Raw genomic sequence first — 21,603 nt, 5'->3', positions numbered from 1 at the left:
CTCCTGCCCGCAGGATCCGGCACGGCGCTCCGCCGGGAAGTGCCCCCACGCTGTGTTGTCGCATCGTCCGAGCAGCCCACAACGGGGACGGCTCTCCGCCTTGCGATGCATCGGACCTGGGGGATCTCCCAGCGCGAGCCGGGGACCTGCGGGGCCCGCCCTCCGGGCGGCCGGAGCTCCTTCGACGACACGGCCTAGTACCAGACGGGCCGCAGTTCGGCGTCCCAGACCGCGCAGCGCGGGGCGGTGACCGACGCCGTGGGGTCCTCGCTGCGGGCACAGAGGCCGCGCGGGCAGCGGTGGCGCAGGATGCCGCCGCCCCCGCCGGTCATGCCCGGCAGCTGGGTGTAGCCGCCCGGGTCCATGCGGGGGCCGACGACCCGGACGCCGAGCCGGTGGCCCAGGTCGGTCACGGTCTCGACGTCGCCGGCGCCCCGCCGTACGGCCTCGGCGGCGGCCTCGACCTCGGCCGCCTCGCCCGGGTCGCTCGCGGCGCCGCGCAGCAGCGGCAGCATCTCGCAGAAGGCCATGACGTCTTCCTCGGTCACCGGCCCAGCCTACTGATCTGCGATCATTGCCGTATGGCGTTCACCGAAGAGCTCGCCCGGGCCGTGCTCGCGGCGGACGGGCAGGACGGCGCGAAGCTGCTCGCGCTCGGCGAGAACGCGGTGTTCGACCTCGCGGACGGCGTGACCGTCGCGAAGGTCGGCCGCGGTCCCGAACTGCTGGAGCGGGCCGCCCGCGAGGTGCGCACGGCGTCCTGGCTGGCGGCGCACGGCGTCCCCGCCGTACGGGCGGCGGCGCCGGAGGCCCGGCTGGTGGAGGGGCACCCGGTCACGTACTGGGAGCGGCTGCCGGACCCGGTCCGGCCCGCGGGTCCCGCCGACCTCGCGGCGCTGCTGCGGCTCCTGCACGCCCTGCCCGAGCCGGACTTCGCCCTGCCGCCCCGCGACCTGCTGGACGGGGTGGAACGGTGGCTGCGGCTGGCCGGTGACGCGGTCGACCCCGCGGACGCCGTGTACCTGCGCGAGCGCCGGGACGGCTTCGCCGCCGCCACGGCCGCGCTGACCCCGCACCTGGTCCCGGGCCCCGTCCACGGCGACGCGCTGCCGCGCAATGTGCACGTCGGCCCGCAGGGCCCGGTCCTGGTGGACCTGGAGACCTTCTCGGCCGACCTGCGCGAGCACGACCTCGTCGTCATGGCGCTCAGCCGGGACCGCTACGGGCTCGGGCCGGACGCCTACGCCGTCTTCACCGACGCCTACGGCTGGGACGTGCGCGAGTGGGACGGCTGCGCGGTGCTGCGCGGGGCGAGGGAGACCGCGAGCTGCGCCTGGGTGGCCCAGCACGCACCGGGCAACCCGGCCGCACTCGCGGAGTTCCGCCGCCGGGTGACCTCGCTGCGCGACGGCGACCCGACCGTACGCTGGTACCCCTTCTGACCCCACACCGCCTTCCGGCACCACGGCGCCGCCCACGGACAGCGTCCGCGCCGCGCCCCCGCGGGCGGCCACCCGGCCGCCCGGCCACGCGACCGGGCCGCCCCGGCGCATCCGTGCGCGCCGGGGCCCCCGCGGTCACCTCGGCCTGGGGATGACCGGCCAGGCCTGCTCGACGACGGCCGCCGGGTCGGCGGTGCGCCGCAGGTACACCTGGAGGGAGGCCGACTGCTCGGCCGCCGCCCGGATCTGAAGGGCGTGCAGGTCCGCGAGCGGCATCAGGCCGACGGGCTCGTGCCGCTCCCCCAGGCGGCGCACCACGCGGGCCGCGGCCAGCGCGTCGGCCCGCGCGTCGTGGGCGCCCTCCAACTGGACCCCGTAGTGGGCGCACAGCGCCTGCAGGGCCCTTCTGCCCTTGCGGTACTTGTCGACGTGCTTGTCGATGACCAGCGGGTCGATGACGGGCTCGGGCCCGCCGCCCAGCCGTTCGCTGACCGAGGCGACGCCGTGCCGCCGGCACTCGCGGTCCAGCAGCGACAGGTCGTAGCGGGCGTTCATCACCACCAGCGGGGTGCCCGAGCGCAGCACTTCGGTGACGGCCTGGGCGATCTCCTCGACCGCCGAGGCGGCCGGGGCGCCGTGCGCACGGGCGTGCGCGGTAGAGATGCCGTGGATCGCCGAGGCCTGCTCGGGTATGGCCACGCCCGGGTCGAGCAGCCAGGTGCGCTCCCGCGAGACGGCCCCGTCGGCCTCCAGCCTGACGACGGCCGCGGTGACGATGTGGTCGGTCTCGACGTCGGTGCCGGTGGTCTCCAGGTCGAAGGCGACCAGTGCGTCGCTGATCCAGCTCATCGCGCGGCCCTCGTGCCCGTGGCGTGCACCGCGCCGCGCGGGCGGCTGCCCGCGCTCCTCCCCCGTGCGGAATCGGCCGGCCGTGTCCGGCCTCGTCCCATGCGCATTGACGTACGTCCTTCCCGCTGTTCCCCCGTGTTCGCCTCCATCATCCCGTGCGCCACTGACAGTCCCGCGGCCGGGCTGTGCGGGGGCGTCCGGCCGGGGGCCCGCCGGGCCGTCAGGAGACCCTTCAGGAGACCGGACGGGAGTCGGCCCAGACGCCCTCGAACTCCTCGCGGTAGGTCTCGAACAGGCCGTGCTCGGCCTCGGGCGCGCCGTCCGCCCTGGTCTGCACGAGGTCCCGCGGCCCGCCGCGCAGGATGAGGACGGGCGCCTCCATGCCGCGGGCCCTGCGCAGGTAGGGCTGGACGACCGCGATGCCGTCCGCGGTGTCGCCGTCCACGAGGTAGGCGGTGAAGCGCGGGGTCTCGTCGAAGACCCGGATCTCGAACGCGGCGGTGTCCCGCAGCCGGGCCCGCACCCGCCGCATGTGCATGATGTTCATCTCGACGGAGCGGCTGAGCTCCCCCCGGCCGAGGCCGAGTTCGCGCTCGCGGCGGCGGACGGCGCTGCTTGCCGGGTTGAGGAAGAGCAGCCGCACCCGGCAGCCGGACTCGGCGAGCCGCACCAGCCGCTTGCCGGAGTAGTTCTGCACCAGCAGGTTGAGGCCGATGCCCACCGCGTCCAGGCGGCGGGCGTTCCCGAACAGGTCCTCGGCGGGCAGCTGCCGCTGCAGCCGCACCCGGTCGGGGTAGACACCGACGACGTCGGCGTAGCGGTCGGCGACGAGCTCCTCGACGGCGTCCACGGGCAGCCGCTCGGCGGAGGGGTAGCCGGGGCCGGAGCCGAGCATGTCCAGCAGGCGGGCGGCGGCCCGCTCGGCCTGGTCCAGGACGGTGCGGGACAGGGCGCGGTTGCGGGAGACGACGTGCCGGGCCACCTCCAGCTCGTCCAGGGCGAGTTCGAGTTCCCGGCGGTCGTCGAGGTAGGGCTCGAAGCACGGCCAGTGCTGCACGGCGAGCTCGCGCAGCTGCGGCAGCGTCAGGAAGCTGAGGATGTTGTCGTCGGCCGGGTCGAGCAGGAATCCCTTGCGGCGGCTGACCTCGCGCACGGCCGCGGCCCGCTGCACCCACTCGTGACCGGCCGGGCCCGCGGCCGCGACCACCCACTCGTCGCCGTGCACGGGTTCGTAGATCGGGCGCAGCACGGCGTTGACGACGGCGCGCAGGCGCTGTTCGACGAGGTTGAGCCACACGTACGCCCGTCCCGCGCGCCGGGCGCGGGTGCGCACCTCGGCCCACTCGTCGGCGCCCCAGTCCAGTTCCGCTCCGATCTCCAACGGCAGTGCCAGGGCGGCCGTACCGGTGCTTCCCTCGCCGATGCCGCCGCCCGGGTCCCCCTGATCACCACCACCGGGGAGCACCAGACCTCCCGACATCACGACTGCACCCGCCTTCCCGCCCCCGTCCACGATCAAGGAAGGGTACTGCGGGGCGGGAGGCGGTGCAGCCGTAACGACGCTACTTCACCACATGCTTACCGGGCCCGACGGCGCGGGACGGTCAGTGTCCCTGCCCGTTGCCGCCCGACAGCTCGTCCGGTGTGAGCGGGCTCATGGCGGTCACGTCGCGCGGCGCGAGCCGGAAGCCCTGCCAGTGGATCGGCATGGGCGTCTGGTCCTCGTCGCGCGGGATGTGGTGGAAGCCGACGTTGACCCACATCACCGGGTGCGCGAGGGTCTCGCCGTTCGCCCACTTGTCCACCGAGGTGCCGCGGCCGGCGCAGGCGGGGTCGCTGTTGCCGCTGGCCAGTTGCTCGCAGGCCCGGTACTGGGTGACGTACAGGTCCTTGGAGGTGTAGGCGTGGGCGTCGTAGCGGTCGGAGTGCTGCTGGACCAGCTCCCAGGAGCGCGGGTGCCGGTCGGCGTTCCTCCCGGCCGTGGAGACCACGCGCCACCAGCGGCGCAGCGCGGAGTTGGCGGCGAGCTCCTTGGTGACGGCGGTCCTGGTGGTCTTCAGGACGGCGGAGCCGGAGCCGCGGCCGGCCTTCTTGGTGTCGTACTGCTCGACCTTCGCCCGGTTCGAGCCGTCCAGGCCGAAGTCCAGCCGCCAGAAGACCGAGTGGTAGTGGCTGGTGGCGTGGTCGTGGCCGCCCGTGCCGATGGGCCAGCCGGTGCCCTCGCCGCTGTAGTCGCCGGGCGAGAGGTCGCCGGTGGCGCCGACCTTGGCGGTGATGGTGCCGTCGTCGGAGAAGTTCCACTGGGTGACGTACTCGTACCAGCCGAGCTGGGAGACGGAGAAGACGACCAGGTCGCTGCCCTGCCGCGTGTACTTCCTCGCGGTGCCGTCCTCGTCGTAGAGGTCGCTGCGGTAGGCGTAGCCGTGCGGCGCGGTGGTGACGCACAGCGCCTTGACGGTGCGTTCCTGCTGCGGGACGTAGGCCGAGGAGATGGTGCCGCCGGGGCACTCCTCGGCGCCGATGTCGACCGCGGTGTTGCCGAATCCGATGTCGGACAGGTCGTTGTACTCGGTGAGCCCGGAGTCGTACGGGACGTTGACCTGCGCGAGTGTGGCGGAGTTCAGCACCTTGAGGGGCTGCGGCTCCTTCCGGGGCTGGTACGCGATCTTCTCCAGGACCAGGCCCTTGGTGCCGCTCATGCGCCAGCACATGGTCCAGCCGGTGCCGTTCGGCAGCGTCCTGGTGAGGGCGGTGGCGGTGCCGCAGTCCGCCGCGGCGGCGGCCCGGGGGGCCGCTTCGGCCCGTCCGGCGGTGGGGCCCACGGCGAGCGCGGGCAGGAGGAGGAGCGCCGGGGCCGTACCGAGGGCCCGGCGCACAAGGGTGGTGCGCATCGTGTCTGGGTCTCCGCTCTTAGTGGATCCGGCCGACGGTGCGGTCGCTGAGGTCGACGACGAGTTGGGTCGTGTCGATCCACGGCCCGTCCTTCACCTGTGTGAACAGCCGTACGCACCGGTGACGACCGCACTTGGCCAGACCGGCGGGGGCGAACTGCTCAGCGGTGTTGAACGAGATGCCGCGCAGCCGCAGCTGACCGGGCGAGGTGAGTTCCCGGCCCTTGGTGGCGGCCGTGAAGTCGGCGCGGAGCCCCGCACCGAGGGCGTCACCGATGAGCAGTGCCGCCGCCTGCCGGGTCTCGTCCGGCGACGGCGGCGGCTGCAGGCCGGTGGCGGTGTCGGTGCGCTCGACGGTGCCGGCGGTGAGGTCGACGGTCTTCTTCACGAGCCGGTCGTGCCCGTAGTCGTAGAAGAGCACCTCGACCCGGCGGGCCCCTTCGGTCCGCGCCCCCGTGGCGTCGGCCGGTTCGGCGAGGTCGGTGTCGAGGTACTCCGGGCCGCGGCCGCCCGCCACGTCCTCGGCGCTGCGCAGCGCGTCGCGGCGCAGGGCTATGGACTTCGCGCGGTCGACCTCGGCCTTGGTCAGGGGCCCGCGACCGCTCTGCTGCGCGCCGGCGGGCGCCTCGTCCTCCGTCGTCCCACCGCTGCCCGCGTCCTGCCGCCCCGGCGCTCCCGGCGCGGCGGCCGGGCCGCCCGTCGTGGAGTGGTCGTCGCCTGAGGCGTCGCGCGGCAGGGTGATGCCGATCATCACGACGGTGGCGGCGACGGCTGTGCCGCCGCCCCACAGGGCGCGCCTGAGGCCGCGCCCGAACCGTCCCTTACGCGGTAAGGAACGGCTTTCCCCCTGATCTGTCACGTAGGTCTCCCCTGTGTCGTATGGTCACTCTTATCGACGGAACCTCAACGGCACAGGTTGCCCCGGGGCGGTGGATTCTTGCGGCAGGCAGGGGAATTGGGCCACCCGTAACGGGGAAGATCTTGGCGATTCCACGCCCGCAGGGGCCCGTTTGCGTGAGGATGCCCTTTCGGCACCGATGTGGCCGGGGTGCGGCCTACCGGCACCCGGCGGAGAAGTGGAAGAGTCGACGACATGCAGGTCTGGCCGGGTCAGGCATATCCCCTCGGCGCCACGTACGACGGCGCCGGCACCAATTTCGCGGTCTTCTCCGAGGCCGCGGACCGGATCGAGTTGTGTCTGCTGCACGACGACGGCTCGGAGACCGCCGTCGAGCTGCGCGAGGCGGACGCCTTCGTGCGCCACGCCTATGTGCCGGGCATCATGCCCGGCCAGCGCTACGGCTTCCGGGTCCACGGCCCCCACGAGCCCACCAGGGGCCACCGCTGCAACTCCGCGAAGTTGCTGCTGGACCCGTACACGAAGGCGATAAGCGGGACGATCGACTGGGACGAGGCGGTGTACGGCTACCGCTTCGGGGAGCCGGAGTCCCGCAACGACCTGGACTCGGCGCCGCACACCATGACGTCGGTGGTGGTGAACCCGTACTTCGACTGGGCGGAGGACCGCAGCCCCCGCATCGACTACCACCGCACCGTCATCTACGAGGCGCACGTCAGGGGCCTGACGATGCTCCACCCGGAGCTGCCCGAGGAGATCCGCGGCACCTATGCGGCGCTCGCCCACCCCGCGGTGATCTCGCACCTGACGGAGCTGGGCGTCACGACGCTGGAGCTGATGCCGGTCCACCAGTTCGTCCACGACCACCGGCTGGTGGACGCGGGGATGCGCAACTACTGGGGCTACAACACGATCGGCTTCTTCGCGCCGCACAACGCCTACGCCTCGATGGGCGACCGTGGCCAGCAGGTGCTGGAGTTCAAGACGGCGGTGCGCGAACTGCACCGGGCGGGCATCGAGGTCATCCTCGACGTGGTGTACAACCACACGGCCGAGGGCAGCCACCTGGGGCCGACGCTGTGCTTCCGGGGCATCGACAACGCCTCGTACTACCGGCTGGCCGACGACCCGCGCTACTACACGGACACCACCGGCACGGGGAACTCGCTGCTGATGCGCAGCCCCCACGTGCTGCAGATGATCATGGACTCACTGCGCTACTGGGTCACCGAGATGCACGTCGACGGCTTCCGCTTCGACCTCGCGGCGACCCTGGCGCGGCAGTTCCACGAGGTGGACCGGCTCTCCTCGTTCTTCGACCTGGTGCAGCAGGACCCGGTGGTCAGCCAGGTGAAGCTGATCGCGGAGCCCTGGGACGTCGGCGAGGGCGGCTACCAGGTGGGCAACTTCCCTCCGCTGTGGACGGAGTGGAACGGCAAGTTCCGCGATACCGTGCGCGACCTGTGGCGCGGCGAACCGGCCACGCTGGCCGAGTTCGGCTCCCGGCTGACCGGCTCCTCCGACCTCTACCAGGACGACGGCCGCCGGCCGCTCGCCTCCATCAACTTCGTGACGTGCCACGACGGGTTCACACTGCGGGACCTGGTGTCGTACAACGACAAGCACAACGAGGCGAACGGCGAGAACAACCGGGACGGCGAGAGCCACAACCGCTCGTGGAACTGCGGCGCCGAGGGCGAGACCGAGGACGAGGAGGTGCTCGCCCTGCGCGAGCGCCAGATGCGCAACTTCATCGCCACGCTGATGCTCTCCCAGGGCGTGCCGATGCTCGCCCACGGCGACGAGTTCGGCCGCACCCAGCAGGGCAACAACAACGCCTACTGCCAGGACAACGAACTGGCCTGGGTGCCGTGGCCCAAGGAGGGCGACGCGGACACCGAGCGGCTGCACGAGTTCACCCGCCAGATGGTGTGGCTCCGCCGCGACCACCCCGTCTTCCGGCGCCGCCGCTTCTTCCACGGCCGGCCGGTCGAGGGGACGCACGACGACCTCTCGGACATCGCCTGGTTCACCCCTGAGGGTGAGGAGATGGCCCAGGACGACTGGCAGGAGGCGCAGGCCAACGCCCTGGTGGTCTTCCTCAACGGCAGCGCGATCTCCGAGCCCGGCGACCGCGGGGAGCGGATCGGCGACGACTCCTTCCTGCTGATGTTCAACGCCTGGTACGAGCCGTTGGACTTCGTCGTCCCGGTGAACCACGGCAAGGAGTGGCAGGTGGTCGTGGACACCCAGCGGCCGGAGGGCGTGCCCCCCGGCTCGGGGCGCAAGGTGACCCAGGGCGACCGGCTGCGGCTGGCCGACCGGAGCATGGTGGTCCTGCAGCGCCCGGCGTAACCGTCCGTCCGATGTGATGGGCCTACCGGTCGGCGGGGTAGTCAGTCCTCCATGACAGAAAGCGCCGCGAGCCCGCCGACCGCTGTCGTCCCCTCCGTGCCGAGCGCCACGTACCGGCTCCAGCTCCAGCCCGACTTCCCCTTCGCCGCGGCCGAGGCCGTCGTCCCCCACCTGGCGGCGCTCGGCGTCTCCCACCTGCACCTCTCCCCTGTCCTGCAGGCCGTGCCCGGCTCCACGCACGGCTACGACGTCGTCGACCACACCCGGGTCCGCGAGGAGCTCGGCGGCGAGAAGGGGCTGCGCGCCCTGGCCCGCACCGCCCGCGCGCACGGCCTCGGGCTCGTGCTGGACGTGGTGCCCAACCACATGGCCGTGCCCGCGCCCGAGCACCTGGCCAGGCCGCTGTGGGAGGTGCTGCGGGACGGGCCGGAGTCCTCGTACGCACGCTGGTTCGACGTCGACTGGGCGGCGCAGGGCGACCGGTTGCTGCTGCCGGTGCTGGGCGGCCCGCTGGAGGAGGTGCTGCCCGACCTGCGCGTCGAACGCGACCGGGCCGCCGGGGAGCGCGTGCTGCGCTACCACGACCACGCGTTCCCGCTGCGCCCCGGCACCGAGGAGCTGCCGCTGCGCGCGCTGGTCGACGCCCAGTGGTACCGGCTCGCCTGGTGGCGGCAGGCCCGTACCGAACTGAACTACCGGCGCTTCTTCACCATCTCCGAGCTCATCGCGGTCCGTGTCGAGGACGACGAGGTCTTCGCCGCCACGCACGCCACCTTGCTGCGCCTGCTCGACGAGGGCGTCGCCGACGGCCTGCGCATCGACCATCCCGACGGCCTCGCCGACCCGGCCGGCTACCTGCGGCGGCTCGCGGACGCCTCGGGCGGGCGCTGGACGGTCGTGGAGAAGATCCTCACCGGCGACGAGCGGCTGCCGGCCGGCTGGGCCTGCGCCGGAACGACCGGCTACGACGCCCTGGACCGGCTCGACGGGCTGTTCACCGACCCCGTGGGCGTCGAGGAGATCGTCCGCGGCTACCGCGCCTTCACCGCCGCACCCGCCGACGCGGGCGGCGAGTGGCAGCCGACCGTACGGGCCGCCGCCGAACGCATCGTCACGCACGACCTGGCCGCCGAGGTGGACCGGCTGACCCGCTCCGCCGTCCGCGCCACCGGGCTGGAGCACACGGCGCTGCGCGAGGCCGTCGAGGCGACACTGGTCCGGCTGCCGCGCTACCGCCCGTACGTCGTCCCCGGGGAGCCGGCGGACGCGCAGGACACCGCCCTGCTGGAGGCCGCGGCCGGCGCCACCGGGCTCCCGGCGGCCGGCGCCGTGTGCGACCTGGCCCTGGGCCGGCACAAGGGCGGCGCGGAGGCCGCGGCGGACTTCGCGGTGCGCTTCGCCCAGGTCTCCTCCGCGCTGCGCGCCAAGTCGGCCGAGGACACCGCGTTCTACCGCTACCACCCGCTGCTCTGCCTCAACGAGGTCGGCCGCGAGCCGGACCGTCCCGCCACCTCGCCCGAGGAGTTCCACGCCTTCTGCGAGCGGCTGCGGCGCGACTGGCCGCTCACCGGGACCGTGCGCTCCACCCACGACACCAAGCGCGGCGGCGACGTGCGCGCCCGGCTGGCCGCGCTGAGCGAGCTGCCCGGCGAGTGGGCGGACTGGCTGGGCGAGGCCTCGGCGGACCTGCGGGAGTACCTGGAGCACCGCGGGATCCCGCTGCCCGAGCGTCATGTGGAGTACCAGGCCTGGCAGTACGCGGCGGTCTTCTGCGACGCCGGCGCGGCCGGGCTCGTGGCCGACACCATGCTCAAGTCAGAACGCGAGGCGGGCCTGCGCACCTCGTGGACCGATCAGCGACCGGAGTACGAACGGGACATGACCGGCTTCGTCCGCGAACTCGTCGGCGGGCCGGCCGCCTTCGCCACCGAGCGCATCGACCGGGCACTGCGAGGGCCGGAACGCGTCAACGTGCTCGGCGCGCACCTGGCGCACCTGACCATGCCGGGCGTGCCCGACCTCTACCAGGGCGACGAGGAACGGCAGTTGCTCCTCGTCGACCCCGCCAACCGCCGTCCGTACGACCCGGGCACGGCCGGGGGCGAGGTGAGCGAGAAGCGGCGGGTGACGGAGTTCGCGCTGCGGCTGCGCCGGGCCCGCCCGCAGTGGTTCACCGGCCCGGAGGGCTCGTACGAGCCGCTGTACGCGCGCGGTCCGGCCGGGGAGCACTGCGTGGCCTTCGTCCGCGGCGGACGGGCGTTGACGGTCGTCACCCGGCTGTCCCGGCGGCTCGCGGACGCCGGCGGCTGGCGCGGCACGGAACTGGTGCTGCCGGAGGGGGTCTGGACGGAGGTGCTGACGGGCCGCCCGTTCCAGGCGGTGGTGCCGCTGGCGGAGCTGCTGGACCGGCTGCCGGTGGGTCTGCTGGTGCGCGACGTGGACGAATGAGACCCCGGTGGGCGGGAGGAGAAATCCGGTACGGAGGGATACCGAGCACGAAAGTCGGTAATGTCCCGCCCGTTGAGCGTCGCCGGGGACCCTCCCGGCGGCGCGGGGGCAGGGACATCCATGCTGCGCAGGTGTGCGCCGGCGCTCGCCGCCCTGCTGCTGGTGAGCGGCTGCGGCGGCGGGTCCGCGCCCGTCCGTACGGCGGCCGCGGGATCACCGTCCGCGGTTGCCTCCGCGACCGCCGTGGACAGCTCCCCTCCCGTCCCGGAGAGCAGCCCGCCGTCCCCGGCCGCCGCGGAGCCGTCCGGGACGGTGGCGACCGTGGACGCCACACCGGCCGCCACCCCCTCGGACGACGGCGATCCGCCCGGCGGCGTGACGGGGACGCCGGCGTCCGGCGGCGGCCCGCGGACGACGAGCTGCGGCGCCCTGCCCGGCAGCGGCACCTTCACCGACCCGCTGCAGCTCGGCGTCGCCGACGGTCCCGTCGTCGCCGAGGGCTGCGCCCCGCTGACCGCGGGCGCGCCCTTCAACGTGCGGTACTTCTCGTTCACCCTGCCCGGGGCGCCCGCCCCGGACGCCCACGCCGGGCCGTCCTTCACCATCACCCCGGACGCGCTCGGACCGGTGTACCCGGCCGTCGTGCTGCCGGGCGGCTGGGTCCTCAAGAACAGCCTGGGGTCCGGCTACTGGACCGGCACCGAGCCCTGGTTCACCGGCCGGTACCAGCCGATCTCCGACCTGGCGCCGGGCACGTACATCCTGCGCACGGAGAAGCTGGACTTGCCCCTGCACTCGCTGACCACCCCGGCCTACGACGTGCTGGTCGACCCCGGGACCACGGCCTGACCCCTCGGCCACATCCTCTGACGGATCGTCAACCACCGTGCGGCACGCCGTTCCTGCGCCGGAGCTGCGCGACCGGGCACACTGTACGGTATGCGGCATGTATACCGATATTCCCTTCATCCCGCGTCTCGCCGGAGTGCACCACGTGACGCTGCCCGTCAGCGATCCGGCCCGGTCGGAGGCGTGGTACGAGCGGGTCCTCGGCCACCACCGGATCGCGGAGTTCACGGAGGGCGGCGCGTTCGCCGGCGTCGCCATGGCCCACCCCGGCGGCGGACCCGTGCTGTGCCTGCGCCACGACCCCGCCCTCGCGGCCGCCTCCGCGGGCTTCGCGTGGTTCTCCCTCGGCGTCCCCGACCTCCCCGCCCTGGAGGCGCTGGCGGCCCGGCTGGACGCCCTCGGCGAGCCGCACGGCGCCGTCGTCCGCACCACCCGCGGCTGGCTGCTGCCGCAGTTGCGCGACCCTGACGGCCACGAGCTGCGCTTCGCCACCGTCGACGAGGGACCGCCGCCCTGCCGCGGGCAGGTGCTGCGCCTGGCCGGCGGCCGCGAGCCGGTGCTCCGGTCCCGCACCGCCTGAGCGACGCGGACCGGACTGTCGGACCCCGCTGTTAACGTCCTGCCATGGACGCCTCGGAAGCCCTGCTCGCCCGCATCGAGAACGACCCGGTCGCGGCCTCGAACCTCACGCGGACCGCTGACTTCGACATCACCGGTCGCGACCCGGTCGAGGACGTGCGCCTGCCCTCGGGCCTCGCGATGCGCCCCATAGCGGGCGACGCCGCCGGCGGCACGTTCTACCTGTGCGGGGAACCCGGTGACGCCGAGCGGCCCGTGGTGTACGCGGACTCCGAGGGGCAGGCGGCGCTGATCGGCGCGGACCTGACCGAGGCGGTGGAGCTGCTCGTCTGCTGCCCGGTGTGGTGGCACGACGTGGACTGCGGGCGCTCCCCGGAGGAGCTGGACGCCGAGGCGCGGGCCGATGAGCCGGACCTGGACAGGGAACGCACCGAACTGGTGGCGGCCCTCGGGCTGACGCCCCCTCCGGTCGAGGAGGTCGTCGCCCGGCTGCTGGCGAACGCGGCCCGCACGGTGCCGGACTTCCTGCCGTACGTGGACGACCCCGACCACGGGGCGTACGAGCCGATGTTCGGGCCCTGAGCCCGGGCCCGGCCCGGGCTCAGGCGGTGGTGAGACGGAAGCTCATCGCCCCGAAGGTGACCTGGTCGCCGGGGCGGACGGCGGCCGCGCCCATGACGCGGTGGCCGTTGACCCAGGTGCCGTTCATCGAGCCGAGGTCGCGCAGCACCCACAGACCGCCCTCGTGGCTGAGCTCCGCGTGGAAGCGCGAGGTCGAGGAGTGGCTGAGCCGGAAGGTGCACGACAGGTCCCGGCCGATCCGCACCGGGAAGGGCCCGGGGGCGGGCAGCAGCAGCGGCGGCAGCTGCTGGACGGCCCAGGCGAGCCGCATGCGGGCCCGGAAGGCCGAGGTCTTGGTGACGGCGCGGACGATCGAGCCGGTCAGCCGGGCCCAACGGCCCTGCTCCGGCGGCAGGTCGGCGATGAGGGCGGCCAACTCGTCGGCGTGGCGGGCCTTGAGGGCGAGTCCCATGCGGCGCACGAAGGTGTCGTGGGAGAGCCGTCCGTCGACGGCGCCCTCGCGGAGCACCTCGATGGCGCGCTCGCGTTCGGCGTCGGTGGGACGCGGCGGGTGCGTCGGGAACTCGTAGCTCACCTGCGTGATTGTCGGGCCGGGGAGGCCGGGGTGTCCAGAAGGTGCGGCCCTGGGGGGCCGCGCTTAATTGCGTGGACGCCGCCGGGGCGGCCCGACTACGGTGGGCGCACGCCCTTGACCGAGGAAGGAGGCGGAAGCCATGTGCCTGTTCAGCGTTCCGCGCTCCCGCCCCGAGATCCGCAGGGCGTACTCCGTCTGACCGGGAGCGCACCACTCTCCCGTGAGGACTTCACCTTCATGACCGATCTGGTCTTCCGCCCGCTCGCCGCGGGCGAATCCCACCTGTTCCGCTCCCTTGCCCTCGAGGACGACGGCCTGGTCGGCCGTTCCCTGCTGGGCCACACCTACGCCATGACCGACGAGGGCGGCGAGTACCGCCCCGACTGGACCTGGGTGGCCCTGCGCGACGGCACCGTGGTCGCCCGCGCGGCGTGGTGGGCGGCCCCCACCGACGACAAGCCCATCGCCCTGGACTGGTTCGACTTCACCGACGCCGACGCGGCCGTACGGCTGCTGCGCACGGCACCGCTGAAGGCCGAGTACGAACTGCTGGTCCCGCCCGGTTGGCGGGACCGGCGCGAAGTGCGCGAGGCCGCCCAGACCCGCATCGACGCGGCGATCGTCTCCGGCATGGAAGTGGTCGTCGAGCGTTACCGCTACACCTGGACGCCCGAGTGCGGGCTGCCGGAGCGCACCGGACGCCTGGAGTACCGGCCGGAGCCGGACGACGGCGTGATCCTGGACGTGCTGAGGCGCATCGGGGTCGGCAGCCTCGACGCGCACACCCGCCGCACGGTGCGGCTGCACGGCCCGGACGCGGCCGCCCGCGAGGAACTGGAGTTCCTCAACTGGCTCCAGTCGCCCCGCGAATGGTGGCGCCTGGCGTACACCCCGCAGGGTGAGCTCGCCGGCATCCAGGTCCCGGGGCGCAATCCGGGCGCGTTCTGCGTCGGCTTCATCGGCGTCCTGCCGGAGCAGCGCGGCCACGGCTACGCCTACGACCTGCTGGTCGAGTGCACGCACGACCTGGTCGGTCACGGCGCGCAGAAGATCGCCGCCGCCACCGACCAGACCAACGCGCCCATGGCGGCGCACTTCGCCAAGGCGGGTTATCCGGTCTCCCAGGAGCGCGTCAACCTGGTGTGACCCCCGGACGGCGGGCAGCATGGTGCCCATGCGCTTCGACGTGTGGGCACCGGACGCCGGTGAGGTGGAGGTACGGGTCGACGGCCGGGCTCACGACATGGAGCGCGACCCCGAACGCCAGGGCTGGTGGTACGCGGACGTGCCCGCCGGGCACGGTGCGCGGTACTCCTTCGCGCTGGACGGGGGCCCGCCGCGGCCCGACCCCCGCTCCCGCCGCCAGCCCGAAGGACCCGAGGGGCCGAGCGCGGTCGTCGACCACGGGCGGTTCGCCTGGACCCACGAGTGGGCGGGCCGCCCGCTGCCGGGCGCGGTCCTGTACGAACTGCACGTCGGCACCTTCACCACCGCCGGCACCTTCGACGCGGCGGTCGAACACCTGCCGTACCTGGCCGGGTTGGGCATCACGCACATCGAACTGATGCCGCTCTGCCCGTTCCCCGGCACGCACGGCTGGGGGTACGAGGGGGTGTCGCTGTGGGCGGTGCACGAGCCCTACGGAGGCCCCGACGGGCTGAAGCGCTTCGTGGACGCCGCGCACGGCCAGGGCCTCGGGGTGGTGCTGGACGTCGTCCACAACCACCTCGGGCCCTCGGGCAACCACCTGCCCGCCTACGGCCCGTACTTCACCGACCGCCACCACACCCCGTGGGGCGACGCGGTCAACCTCGACGCCCCCGGCTCCGACGAGGTGCGCGCCTTCCTGGTCGGCAGCGCCCTGGCATGGCTGCGCGACTACCGCCTCGACGGGCTGCGGCTCGACGCCGTCCACGCCCTCGTCGACACCCGTGCGGTGCACCTGCTCGAGGAGCTGTCCACTGCCGTCGACGCGCTGGCCGCGGCGGTGGGCCGGCCGCTCTTCCTGATCGCCGAGTCCGACCGCAACGACCCGCGCACCACCGACCCGCGCGAGGCGGGGGGCCTGGGCGTGCACGCCCAGTGGAACGACGACTTCCACCACGCCCTGCACGCCGCCGTCACCGGCGAGTCCCAGGCCTACTACGCGGACTTCGCCGTCGCCCCGGTGGCCGCCGTGGCCAAGGCGCTGCGCCGGGTCTTCTTCCACGACGGCACCCACTCGAGCTTCCGCGGCCGGGCCCACGGCCGCCCCGTGGACCTGACAGGCACCCCGGGCCACCGTTTCCTGGCGTACACCCAGACCCACGACCAGGTCGGCAACCGGGCCACCGGCGACCGCCTCGGCGCGAGCGTCCCTGCGGGGCTGCTCGCCGCGGCCGCCGCGCTCGTGCTCACCTCCCCGTACACGCCGATGCTCTTCATGGGCGAGGAGTGGGGGGCCCGCACGCCCTGGCAGTTCTTCACCGACCACGACGACCCCGAGCTCGCGGCCGCCATCACGCGCGGCCGCCGCCGCGAGTTCGCCGAGCACGGCTGGAGGGCCGAGGACATCCCCGACCCCCAGGACCCGGCGACCCGGCTGCGCTCCTGCCTGGACTGGTCCGAACCGGCCCGGGAGCCGCACGCGGAGCTGCTCGCCTGGTACCGGCGGCTGATCGCGCTGCGCCACGCCGAGCCCGAACTGACCGACCCGGCCCTGGACGCCGTCCACGTCACCGTGGGCGAGCACACCCTGCGGCTGGACCGCGGGCGGTTCCGGATCGCCGTCAACCTCTCCGGCGACGAGGCGCTGGTCCCCCTCCACCACCCGGGCCGCGCCGACCCGCCGGGGTACGTCCAGGTCGCCGCCTGGCGTCCCTGCCCGCCGCCCACCGCCACCGGGTGCCTCCACCTGCCCGGGCACTCGGTCGCCGTGCTCCGTGAGCGCTGACTACCCTGTCCGGGTGACGACCGACGAGGAACCCCGCGCGATCTGCGTCCACTGCGGCGAGCCGACCGAGCACCCCGACTCGCAGCCGGGTGCGACCCTCTGCCCGGTCTGCGCCTGGCACGAGGCCCAGCGCACCGCCTGCAGCGGCTGAGCCGCCGGGCGGCACCGGGTCAGTCCTCCAGCAGCTCCTTGCGGGCGGCCTCGACGTCGAAGGAGGCCGGCGGGCACACCGGGTCGATCAGGTCGAGGTGCTCCATCAGCAGCCGCCCGACGGCCCAGTTCCGGTACCACTTGCGGTCCGCGGGGACGACGTACCAGGGCGCGGCCTCCGTGGAGCAGCGGTCGAGCACGTCCTCGTACGCCTGCTGGAAGGAGCCCCACCTGGCCCGGTCCTCCAGGTCGGCGGGGCCGAACTTCCAGCGCTTGCAGGGGTTGTCCAGCCGGGCCAGCAGACGGGTGCGCTGCTCTTCGCGGCTGATGTGCAGGAAGACCTTGACGACGCTGACGCCGTCGTCGGCGAGCGAGGCCTCGAAGGAGTTGATGGTCTCGCAGCGCTCCTCCCACATCGAGCGCGGCGCCCCGCCGCGGACCCGGGGGACGAGGACGTCCTCGTAGTGGGAGCGGTCGAAGACGCCTATCCGCCCGGGGCCGGGCAGGGCCCGTTCGACGCGCCGGAGGAAGTGGTGGGCCTTCTCCTCCGCGGTCGGGGCCTTGAAGGCGGTGATGCGGCACCCCGCGGGGTCGAGCAGGCTCGCCAGGTGCCGCACCGAGCCGCCCTTGCCCGAGGTGTCCAGGCCCTGGAGGACGACCAGGACGGAACGCGGGTCGCCCGCCGTGCTCTGCGCGAAGAGCCGCTCCTGCAGCGCCGTGATCCGGTCCCTGGCGTACGGCACGCCCGCCAGGGCCTCGGCCTTGTGGGCGGGGCCGCCCGGCGTCGCGCGCGGGTCGACCGACCGCAGCCGCACGGGTCCGCCCGACGGGACGCGCAGCCTGGTGCGCAGCCCCGGCCTGGTTCCGGACGCGGTGTCCGGCTTCCTCTGCGCCACCGCGCCTCCCTCCGGGGTACGTTCCGCGTCCCCGCGGGCCCTGTTCCGGTGATCCGATGGTGCGACGGATCCCGCGGACCCGCCAACGCGGGCCGCGGGCGGCGGCTCAGGAACCGTGCGGGGCGGCGAGGCGTCCGGCGTCGCGGGCGAGGGCGGTGAGGCGGGAGATCGCCCGGAAGTACTTCTTGCGGTAGCCGCCGGCGAGCATCTCCTCGCCGAAGATGCGGTCGAAGGGCTCCCCGGAGGCCATCACGGGGACCTCGCGGTCGTAGAGCCGGTCGGCCAGGACGACCAGGCGCAGCGCGGTGGCCTGGTCCTCCACCGGGCGGACGCCGCGCAGGAAGACCCCCTCGACGCCGTCGCAGAGCGCGCCGTAGCGGCTGGGGTGGACCCGGGCGAGGTGCGCCAGGAGGGCGCCGAAGTCGTCCAGGGAGGCGCCGGGGGTGCGTCCCGCGGCGGCGGTGACCTCGTCGTCACCGTACGGTGCCGGGGCCTCGGGGAGGCCGCGGTGGCGGTAGTCCTCGCCGTCGATGCGCAGCGAACGGAAGCGGGCGGACAGGCCCTGGATCTCGCGCATGAAGTCGGCGGCCGCGAACCGGCCCTCGCCGAGCTTCCCGGGCAGGGTGTTGGAGGTCGCGGCCAGCTTCACCCCGGCGTCGGCGAGTTTGCCCAGCAGCGTGGAGACCAGCACGGTGTCGCCGGGGTCGTCGAGCTCGAATTCGTCGATGCAGACCAGCCGGTGCCCGCTGAGCGCCCGCACGGCCTGCTGGAAGCCGAGGGCGCCGACGAGGTTGGTCAGCTCCACGAAGGTGCCGAAGGCCTTCTGCTCGCGCGGCGCGGGCGTGGCGTGCCACAGCGAGGCGAGCAGATGGGTCTTGCCCACGCCGTAGCCGCCGTCGAGGTAGACCCCGCCGGGGCCGGCCGGGGCCGCTGCCGCGGCCCGGCGCGGGAACCAGCGCTTGCGTCCGCCGCCCTCGGGGGCGGCCAGTCCCTCCGCGAAGGCCCGCAGCGTGGCGACGGCCTCGGACTGGCTCGGCTGCCCGGGGTCCGGGAGGTAGTTGTCGAACCGGACGGAGTCGAAACGCGGCGGGGGCACCATCTCCGCCACCAGCCGGTCCACGGGGACGCGCGGCTCGCGTCCGCTCAGCGACCCGGGCGGCGTCCCGCCGGGTATCGGGCTGGATTCTTGCGCGGCGGCGAAGGACGAGGACACAGCACTCCAGCCTAGTGCCTCGCCGGAGGTCCCCTCGCCGCCGTGTGGGCGACACCACTGCGCGGGGGGCGTGGAAGACTGCAGCCATGCGCCGCCTCTTCCCCGCCCCCGCACCCGCCGAGACCCTGGACGGCCCGGAGGCGCTGGCGGACGCCTACGCGTACCCGGAGTCCGCCGGTGACGCGCCCTGGCTGCGGGCGAACATGGTGTCCTCGCTGGACGGCGCGGCCCGGCACGACGGCCGCTCCCAGCCGCTGTCCTCCGACGCCGACATGCGGGTCTTCGGGGTGCTGCGGGCCCTGGCCGACGTCGTCGTCGTCGGCGCGGAGACCGTGCGGCAGGAGGGCTACCGCCCGGCGAGGGCCCGGGAGGCCTTCGCGGAGCGCCGTGCCGCGGCGGGGCAGGGCCCGGCCGCGGCGATCGCCGTGGTCAGTGCCCGGCTCGACCTGGACTTCTCGCTGCCCCTGTTCACCGAGCCGCTGGTGCCGACCCTGCTGCTGACCGGCGAGGAGGCCCCGGCCGACCGGGTCGCGGCGGCGGCGAAGGCCGGGGCGCGGGTCGTCCGGGCCGGCCGGGGCACGGGCGTGGAGCCGGCGCGCGTGGTGCGCGAGCTGGCCGCCCTGGGGCTGCGCCGGATGCTGACGGAGGGCGGGCCGCGGCTGCTCGCCCAGTTCGCCGCGGAGGGGGTGGTCGACGAGCTGTGCCTGACGGTCGCGCCGCTGCTGACCGCCGGCGACGCCATGCGCATCATGAACGGCCCCGGCATCGCCGACCCCGTCCGTTACGCCCCGCTGTCGATCCTGGAGGAGGACGGCTTCCTGTTCACCCGCTACGTACGCGGCTGACCGCCCCGGCACGACCGGGACCGGCCGCCGCCGCCCCGCGCCACCGGCCTCACCCGGATGGCGCCGACCGCCCGCCCGTGGACGTCCGCGTGCCGCGGCGCGGGAACAGATGACCCCGCGTGCCCCGCGCCCCGGCGGGGCAGGATGGTTTCCGTGGCTGGCCCGACGGCCCGCGAGAGAGAAGGACGCGTCCGTGTTCACGACCGTACTCATGATCGAGCAGCCGCTCGTCCCCGCCGACGTGGAACTGGTCACCACGCTCCATGGTGACGAGCCCGTCTCCTTCGTCGTCCTCATGCAGCCCCGCGGCGACCAGGACCGGCTGCTGCGGGCCATCGACGACGTCGCGCTGGGTGAACTGGACAAGGCCGTCCACGAGCGGGACCGCCCGGAGGGCGACCAGGCGCTGCTGCCCGCCGAGCGGGCGCTGAACCACAGCCTGACCGCGCTGCGCGAGGCGGGCTGCGAGGCGGTGGGCGAGGTGGTCGAACGGCACCCGATCGAGCTGATGCGGTCGGTGGTCGAGCAGACCCACGCCGACGAGGTGATCGTGCTGACCGCCCCGCACCTGGTGGAGGAGTTCTTCCACCGCGACTGGACGTCCCGGGCCCGGCACAGGGTCGGCGTACCGGTGCTGAAGCTCTTCGCCCACAACGCGGAGGACTGAGCGGACGCCGGGTCCCCGACTGGTGGAAGAATCGGGGACGGCCGACAACCGACCCCGTGAGTTCCAGGGAGCACCGCGCATGAGCCCCACCCTTCCCCCCGGCATGGACCGACCGCACTTCATCGGGATCGGCGGGGCCGGGATGTCGGGCATCGCGAAGATCCTGACCCAGCGCGGCGCGGCCGTCGCGGGCAGCGACGCGAAGGACTCGGAGACGGCGGAGGCGCTGCGCGAGCTGGGCGCGACCGTCCACATCGGTCACTCCGCGGACCACCTCGCTCCGGAGGCGACATGCGTGGTCGTCTCCAGCGCCATCCGTGACGACAACCCGGAGCTGGCCGCGGCCCGTGGCCGCGGCATCCCGGTGGTGCACCGCTCGGACGCGCTGGCGGCGCTGATGGGGGGCTCGCGCCCGATCGCGGTGGCCGGCACGCACGGCAAGACCACCACCACCTCCATGCTCGCGGTGAGCCTGTCGGCACTGGGCCTGGACCCGTCGTACGCCATCGGCGGCGACCTGGACGCGCCCGGCTCCAACGCCCACCACGGCACCGGCGAGATCTTCGTGGCGGAGGCGGACGAGAGCGACCGCAGCTTCCAGAAGTACGACCCCGAGGTCGCGATCGTGCTGAACGTGGAGCTCGACCACCACGCGAACTACGCGTCGGTGGAGGAGGTCCACGAGTCGTTCGAGGTCTTCGTCGGCAAGATCGTGCCGGGCGGCACCCTGGTCGTCGGCGAGCACTCCGGGGCGCGGGAGCTGGCCGCCCGGGTGGCGGGCCGCGAGGGGCTGGACGTCGTGCGCGTCGGCGAGGACGAGGAGGCCGACGTGCGGATCCTGCGGGTCACCCCGCACGGCATGTCCAGCGACGTCACCGTCCGCCTCGGCGGCGAGGAGCACACCTTCACCGTCTCCGTGCCCGGCCGCCACTACGCCCACAACGCGGTCGCGGCCCTCGCCGCCGGCGTCGCGCTGGGCGTCCCGGTGGAGGGCCTGGCCAAGGCGCTCGGCACGTACACCGGGGTGAAGCGCCGGCTGCAGCTGAAGGGCACCGCCGGGGGCGTGCAGGTCATCGACTCCTACGCGCACCACCCCACCGAGATGACCGCCGACCTGCAGGCCCTGCGAGAGGCGGCGGGCGACCGGCGCATCGTCGTGGTCTTCCAGCCGCACCTGTTCAGCCGCACCCAGGAGCTGGGCCTGGAGATGGGCCGGGCCCTGGCGCTGGCCGACGCCTCCGTGGTGCTGGACATCTACCCGGCCCGCGAGGACCCGATCCCGGGCGTCACCAGCGGCCTGATCGTCGACGCGGCCGCCGCCGCGGGCGCCGACGTCGCCGCGGAGCACGACAAGGACGCGGTCCCCGAGGTCGTCGCCGGAATGGCCGGGCCCGGTGACCTTGTTCTCACCATGGGCGCGGGAGACGTGACCGATCTCGGTCCGCGCATCCTCGCCCGCCTGGAGAACTGAG

At 74.0% G+C, this 21,603-nt stretch carries 20 protein-coding genes; 12 read left to right on the top strand and 8 right to left on the bottom strand.

Annotated elements, in window-relative coordinates:
• Window positions 1-194: 194 nt before the first annotated feature.
• Window positions 195-548 (bottom strand): hypothetical protein, encoded by a 354-nt coding sequence (locus tag ACFZAU_RS18245; RefSeq protein WP_500552973.1) that lies wholly within the window; start codon window positions 546-548, stop codon window positions 195-197.
• 33 nt (window positions 549-581) lie between these two features.
• Between ACFZAU_RS18245 and ACFZAU_RS18240 the strand changes: the two genes are divergently transcribed.
• Window positions 582-1,442: an aminoglycoside phosphotransferase family protein gene (locus ACFZAU_RS18240; RefSeq protein WP_500552972.1), complete on the top strand. Its 861-nt coding sequence runs from the start codon at window positions 582-584 to the stop codon at window positions 1,440-1,442.
• Window positions 1,443-1,577: 135 nt separating this feature from the next.
• On the opposite strand, the gene ACFZAU_RS18235 is transcribed toward ACFZAU_RS18240, so the two are convergent.
• The 4 genes from ACFZAU_RS18235 to ACFZAU_RS18220 all read right to left on the bottom strand — a co-directional run bounded on the left by ACFZAU_RS18235 (window position 1,578) and on the right by ACFZAU_RS18220 (window position 5,933).
• Window positions 1,578-2,291, bottom strand: coding sequence for a 3'-5' exonuclease (locus ACFZAU_RS18235; RefSeq protein ID WP_500552971.1), 714 nt, complete (start codon window positions 2,289-2,291; stop codon window positions 1,578-1,580).
• Between the two features lie 232 nt (window positions 2,292-2,523).
• Entirely contained in the window at window positions 2,524-3,771 is a 1,248-nt protein-coding gene (locus tag ACFZAU_RS18230; RefSeq protein ID WP_500552970.1) for a DUF5919 domain-containing protein, read from the bottom strand.
• A gap of 124 nt (window positions 3,772-3,895) precedes the next feature.
• The gene (locus tag ACFZAU_RS18225; RefSeq protein ID WP_500552969.1) at window positions 3,896-5,182 is read right to left on the bottom strand and encodes a copper amine oxidase; all 1,287 of its coding nucleotides are present in this window, start codon (window positions 5,180-5,182) and stop codon (window positions 3,896-3,898) included.
• 19 nt (window positions 5,183-5,201) lie between these two features.
• The gene (locus ACFZAU_RS18220; RefSeq protein WP_500552968.1) at window positions 5,202-5,933 is read right to left on the bottom strand and encodes a Tat pathway signal sequence domain protein; all 732 of its coding nucleotides are present in this window, start codon (window positions 5,931-5,933) and stop codon (window positions 5,202-5,204) included.
• Between the two features lie 342 nt (window positions 5,934-6,275).
• Between ACFZAU_RS18220 and glgX the strand changes: the two genes are divergently transcribed.
• The 5 genes from glgX to ACFZAU_RS18195 all read left to right on the top strand — a co-directional run bounded on the left by glgX (window position 6,276) and on the right by ACFZAU_RS18195 (window position 12,854).
• Window positions 6,276-8,396, top strand: coding sequence for a glycogen debranching protein GlgX (gene glgX, locus ACFZAU_RS18215; RefSeq protein ID WP_500552967.1), 2,121 nt, complete (start codon window positions 6,276-6,278; stop codon window positions 8,394-8,396).
• A 51-nt stretch (window positions 8,397-8,447) separates the two neighbouring features.
• A complete protein-coding gene (treY, locus tag ACFZAU_RS18210; RefSeq protein ID WP_500552966.1) occupies window positions 8,448-10,844 on the top strand; it encodes a malto-oligosyltrehalose synthase in 2,397 nt (798 codons plus the stop codon).
• Window positions 10,845-10,964: 120 nt separating this feature from the next.
• A complete protein-coding gene (locus ACFZAU_RS18205) occupies window positions 10,965-11,693 on the top strand; it encodes a hypothetical protein (protein WP_500552965.1) in 729 nt (242 codons plus the stop codon).
• A gap of 97 nt (window positions 11,694-11,790) precedes the next feature.
• The gene (locus tag ACFZAU_RS18200; protein ID WP_499601675.1) at window positions 11,791-12,273 is read left to right on the top strand and encodes a VOC family protein; all 483 of its coding nucleotides are present in this window, start codon (window positions 11,791-11,793) and stop codon (window positions 12,271-12,273) included.
• A gap of 44 nt (window positions 12,274-12,317) precedes the next feature.
• Complete coding sequence (locus ACFZAU_RS18195) at window positions 12,318-12,854, top strand: hypothetical protein (protein ID WP_500552964.1); 537 nt, start codon at window positions 12,318-12,320, stop codon at window positions 12,852-12,854.
• A gap of 19 nt (window positions 12,855-12,873) precedes the next feature.
• Here ACFZAU_RS18195 and ACFZAU_RS18190 read toward each other — a convergent pair whose 3' ends face one another.
• On the bottom strand, window positions 12,874-13,428 hold the full coding sequence (locus tag ACFZAU_RS18190) for an FHA domain-containing protein (RefSeq protein ID WP_499601678.1): 555 nt from the start codon (window positions 13,426-13,428) through the stop codon (window positions 12,874-12,876).
• A gap of 237 nt (window positions 13,429-13,665) precedes the next feature.
• On the opposite strand from ACFZAU_RS18190, the gene ACFZAU_RS18185 reads away from it, so the two are divergent.
• The 3 genes from ACFZAU_RS18185 to ACFZAU_RS18175 are packed head-to-tail and all read left to right on the top strand — an operon-like array spanning window position 13,666 to window position 16,511.
• The gene (locus ACFZAU_RS18185) at window positions 13,666-14,574 is read left to right on the top strand and encodes a GNAT family N-acetyltransferase (RefSeq protein WP_500552963.1); all 909 of its coding nucleotides are present in this window, start codon (window positions 13,666-13,668) and stop codon (window positions 14,572-14,574) included.
• 28 nt (window positions 14,575-14,602) lie between these two features.
• Entirely contained in the window at window positions 14,603-16,360 is a 1,758-nt protein-coding gene (treZ, locus tag ACFZAU_RS18180) for a malto-oligosyltrehalose trehalohydrolase (RefSeq protein WP_500552962.1), read from the top strand.
• Between the two features lie 13 nt (window positions 16,361-16,373).
• Window positions 16,374-16,511, top strand: a complete 138-nt coding sequence (locus tag ACFZAU_RS18175; protein ID WP_499602017.1) for a hypothetical protein — start codon at window positions 16,374-16,376, stop codon at window positions 16,509-16,511.
• A 19-nt stretch (window positions 16,512-16,530) separates the two neighbouring features.
• Here the strand turns inward: ACFZAU_RS18175 and ACFZAU_RS18170 are convergent, their stop codons facing one another.
• On the bottom strand, window positions 16,531-17,406 hold the full coding sequence (locus tag ACFZAU_RS18170) for a PPK2 family polyphosphate kinase (protein ID WP_500552961.1): 876 nt from the start codon (window positions 17,404-17,406) through the stop codon (window positions 16,531-16,533).
• A gap of 106 nt (window positions 17,407-17,512) precedes the next feature.
• Entirely contained in the window at window positions 17,513-18,619 is a 1,107-nt protein-coding gene (gene zapE, locus ACFZAU_RS18165; protein ID WP_500552960.1) for a cell division protein ZapE, read from the bottom strand.
• Window positions 18,620-18,705: 86 nt separating this feature from the next.
• Here zapE and ACFZAU_RS18160 point away from each other — a divergent pair, with 86 nt between their 5' ends.
• The 3 genes from ACFZAU_RS18160 to murC all read left to right on the top strand — a co-directional run bounded on the left by ACFZAU_RS18160 (window position 18,706) and on the right by murC (window position 21,602).
• Window positions 18,706-19,464, top strand: a complete 759-nt coding sequence (locus tag ACFZAU_RS18160; protein ID WP_500552959.1) for a pyrimidine reductase family protein — start codon at window positions 18,706-18,708, stop codon at window positions 19,462-19,464.
• Window positions 19,465-19,657: 193 nt separating this feature from the next.
• Window positions 19,658-20,131: an indole-3-glycerol phosphate synthase gene (locus ACFZAU_RS18155; protein ID WP_499601687.1), complete on the top strand. Its 474-nt coding sequence runs from the start codon at window positions 19,658-19,660 to the stop codon at window positions 20,129-20,131.
• A gap of 79 nt (window positions 20,132-20,210) precedes the next feature.
• Window positions 20,211-21,602, top strand: a complete 1,392-nt coding sequence (murC, locus tag ACFZAU_RS18150) for a UDP-N-acetylmuramate--L-alanine ligase (protein ID WP_500552958.1) — start codon at window positions 20,211-20,213, stop codon at window positions 21,600-21,602.
• Window position 21,603: the final 1 nt, after the last annotated feature.

Origin of the sequence: Streptomyces sp. NPDC008238, assembly GCF_042956445.1 — a bacterium.
Taxonomy (GTDB): Bacteria; Actinomycetota; Actinomycetes; order Streptomycetales; family Streptomycetaceae; genus Actinacidiphila.
The sequence above is the reverse complement of the archived record's forward strand: the minus strand, read 5'-3'. Positions and strand labels throughout refer to the sequence as shown.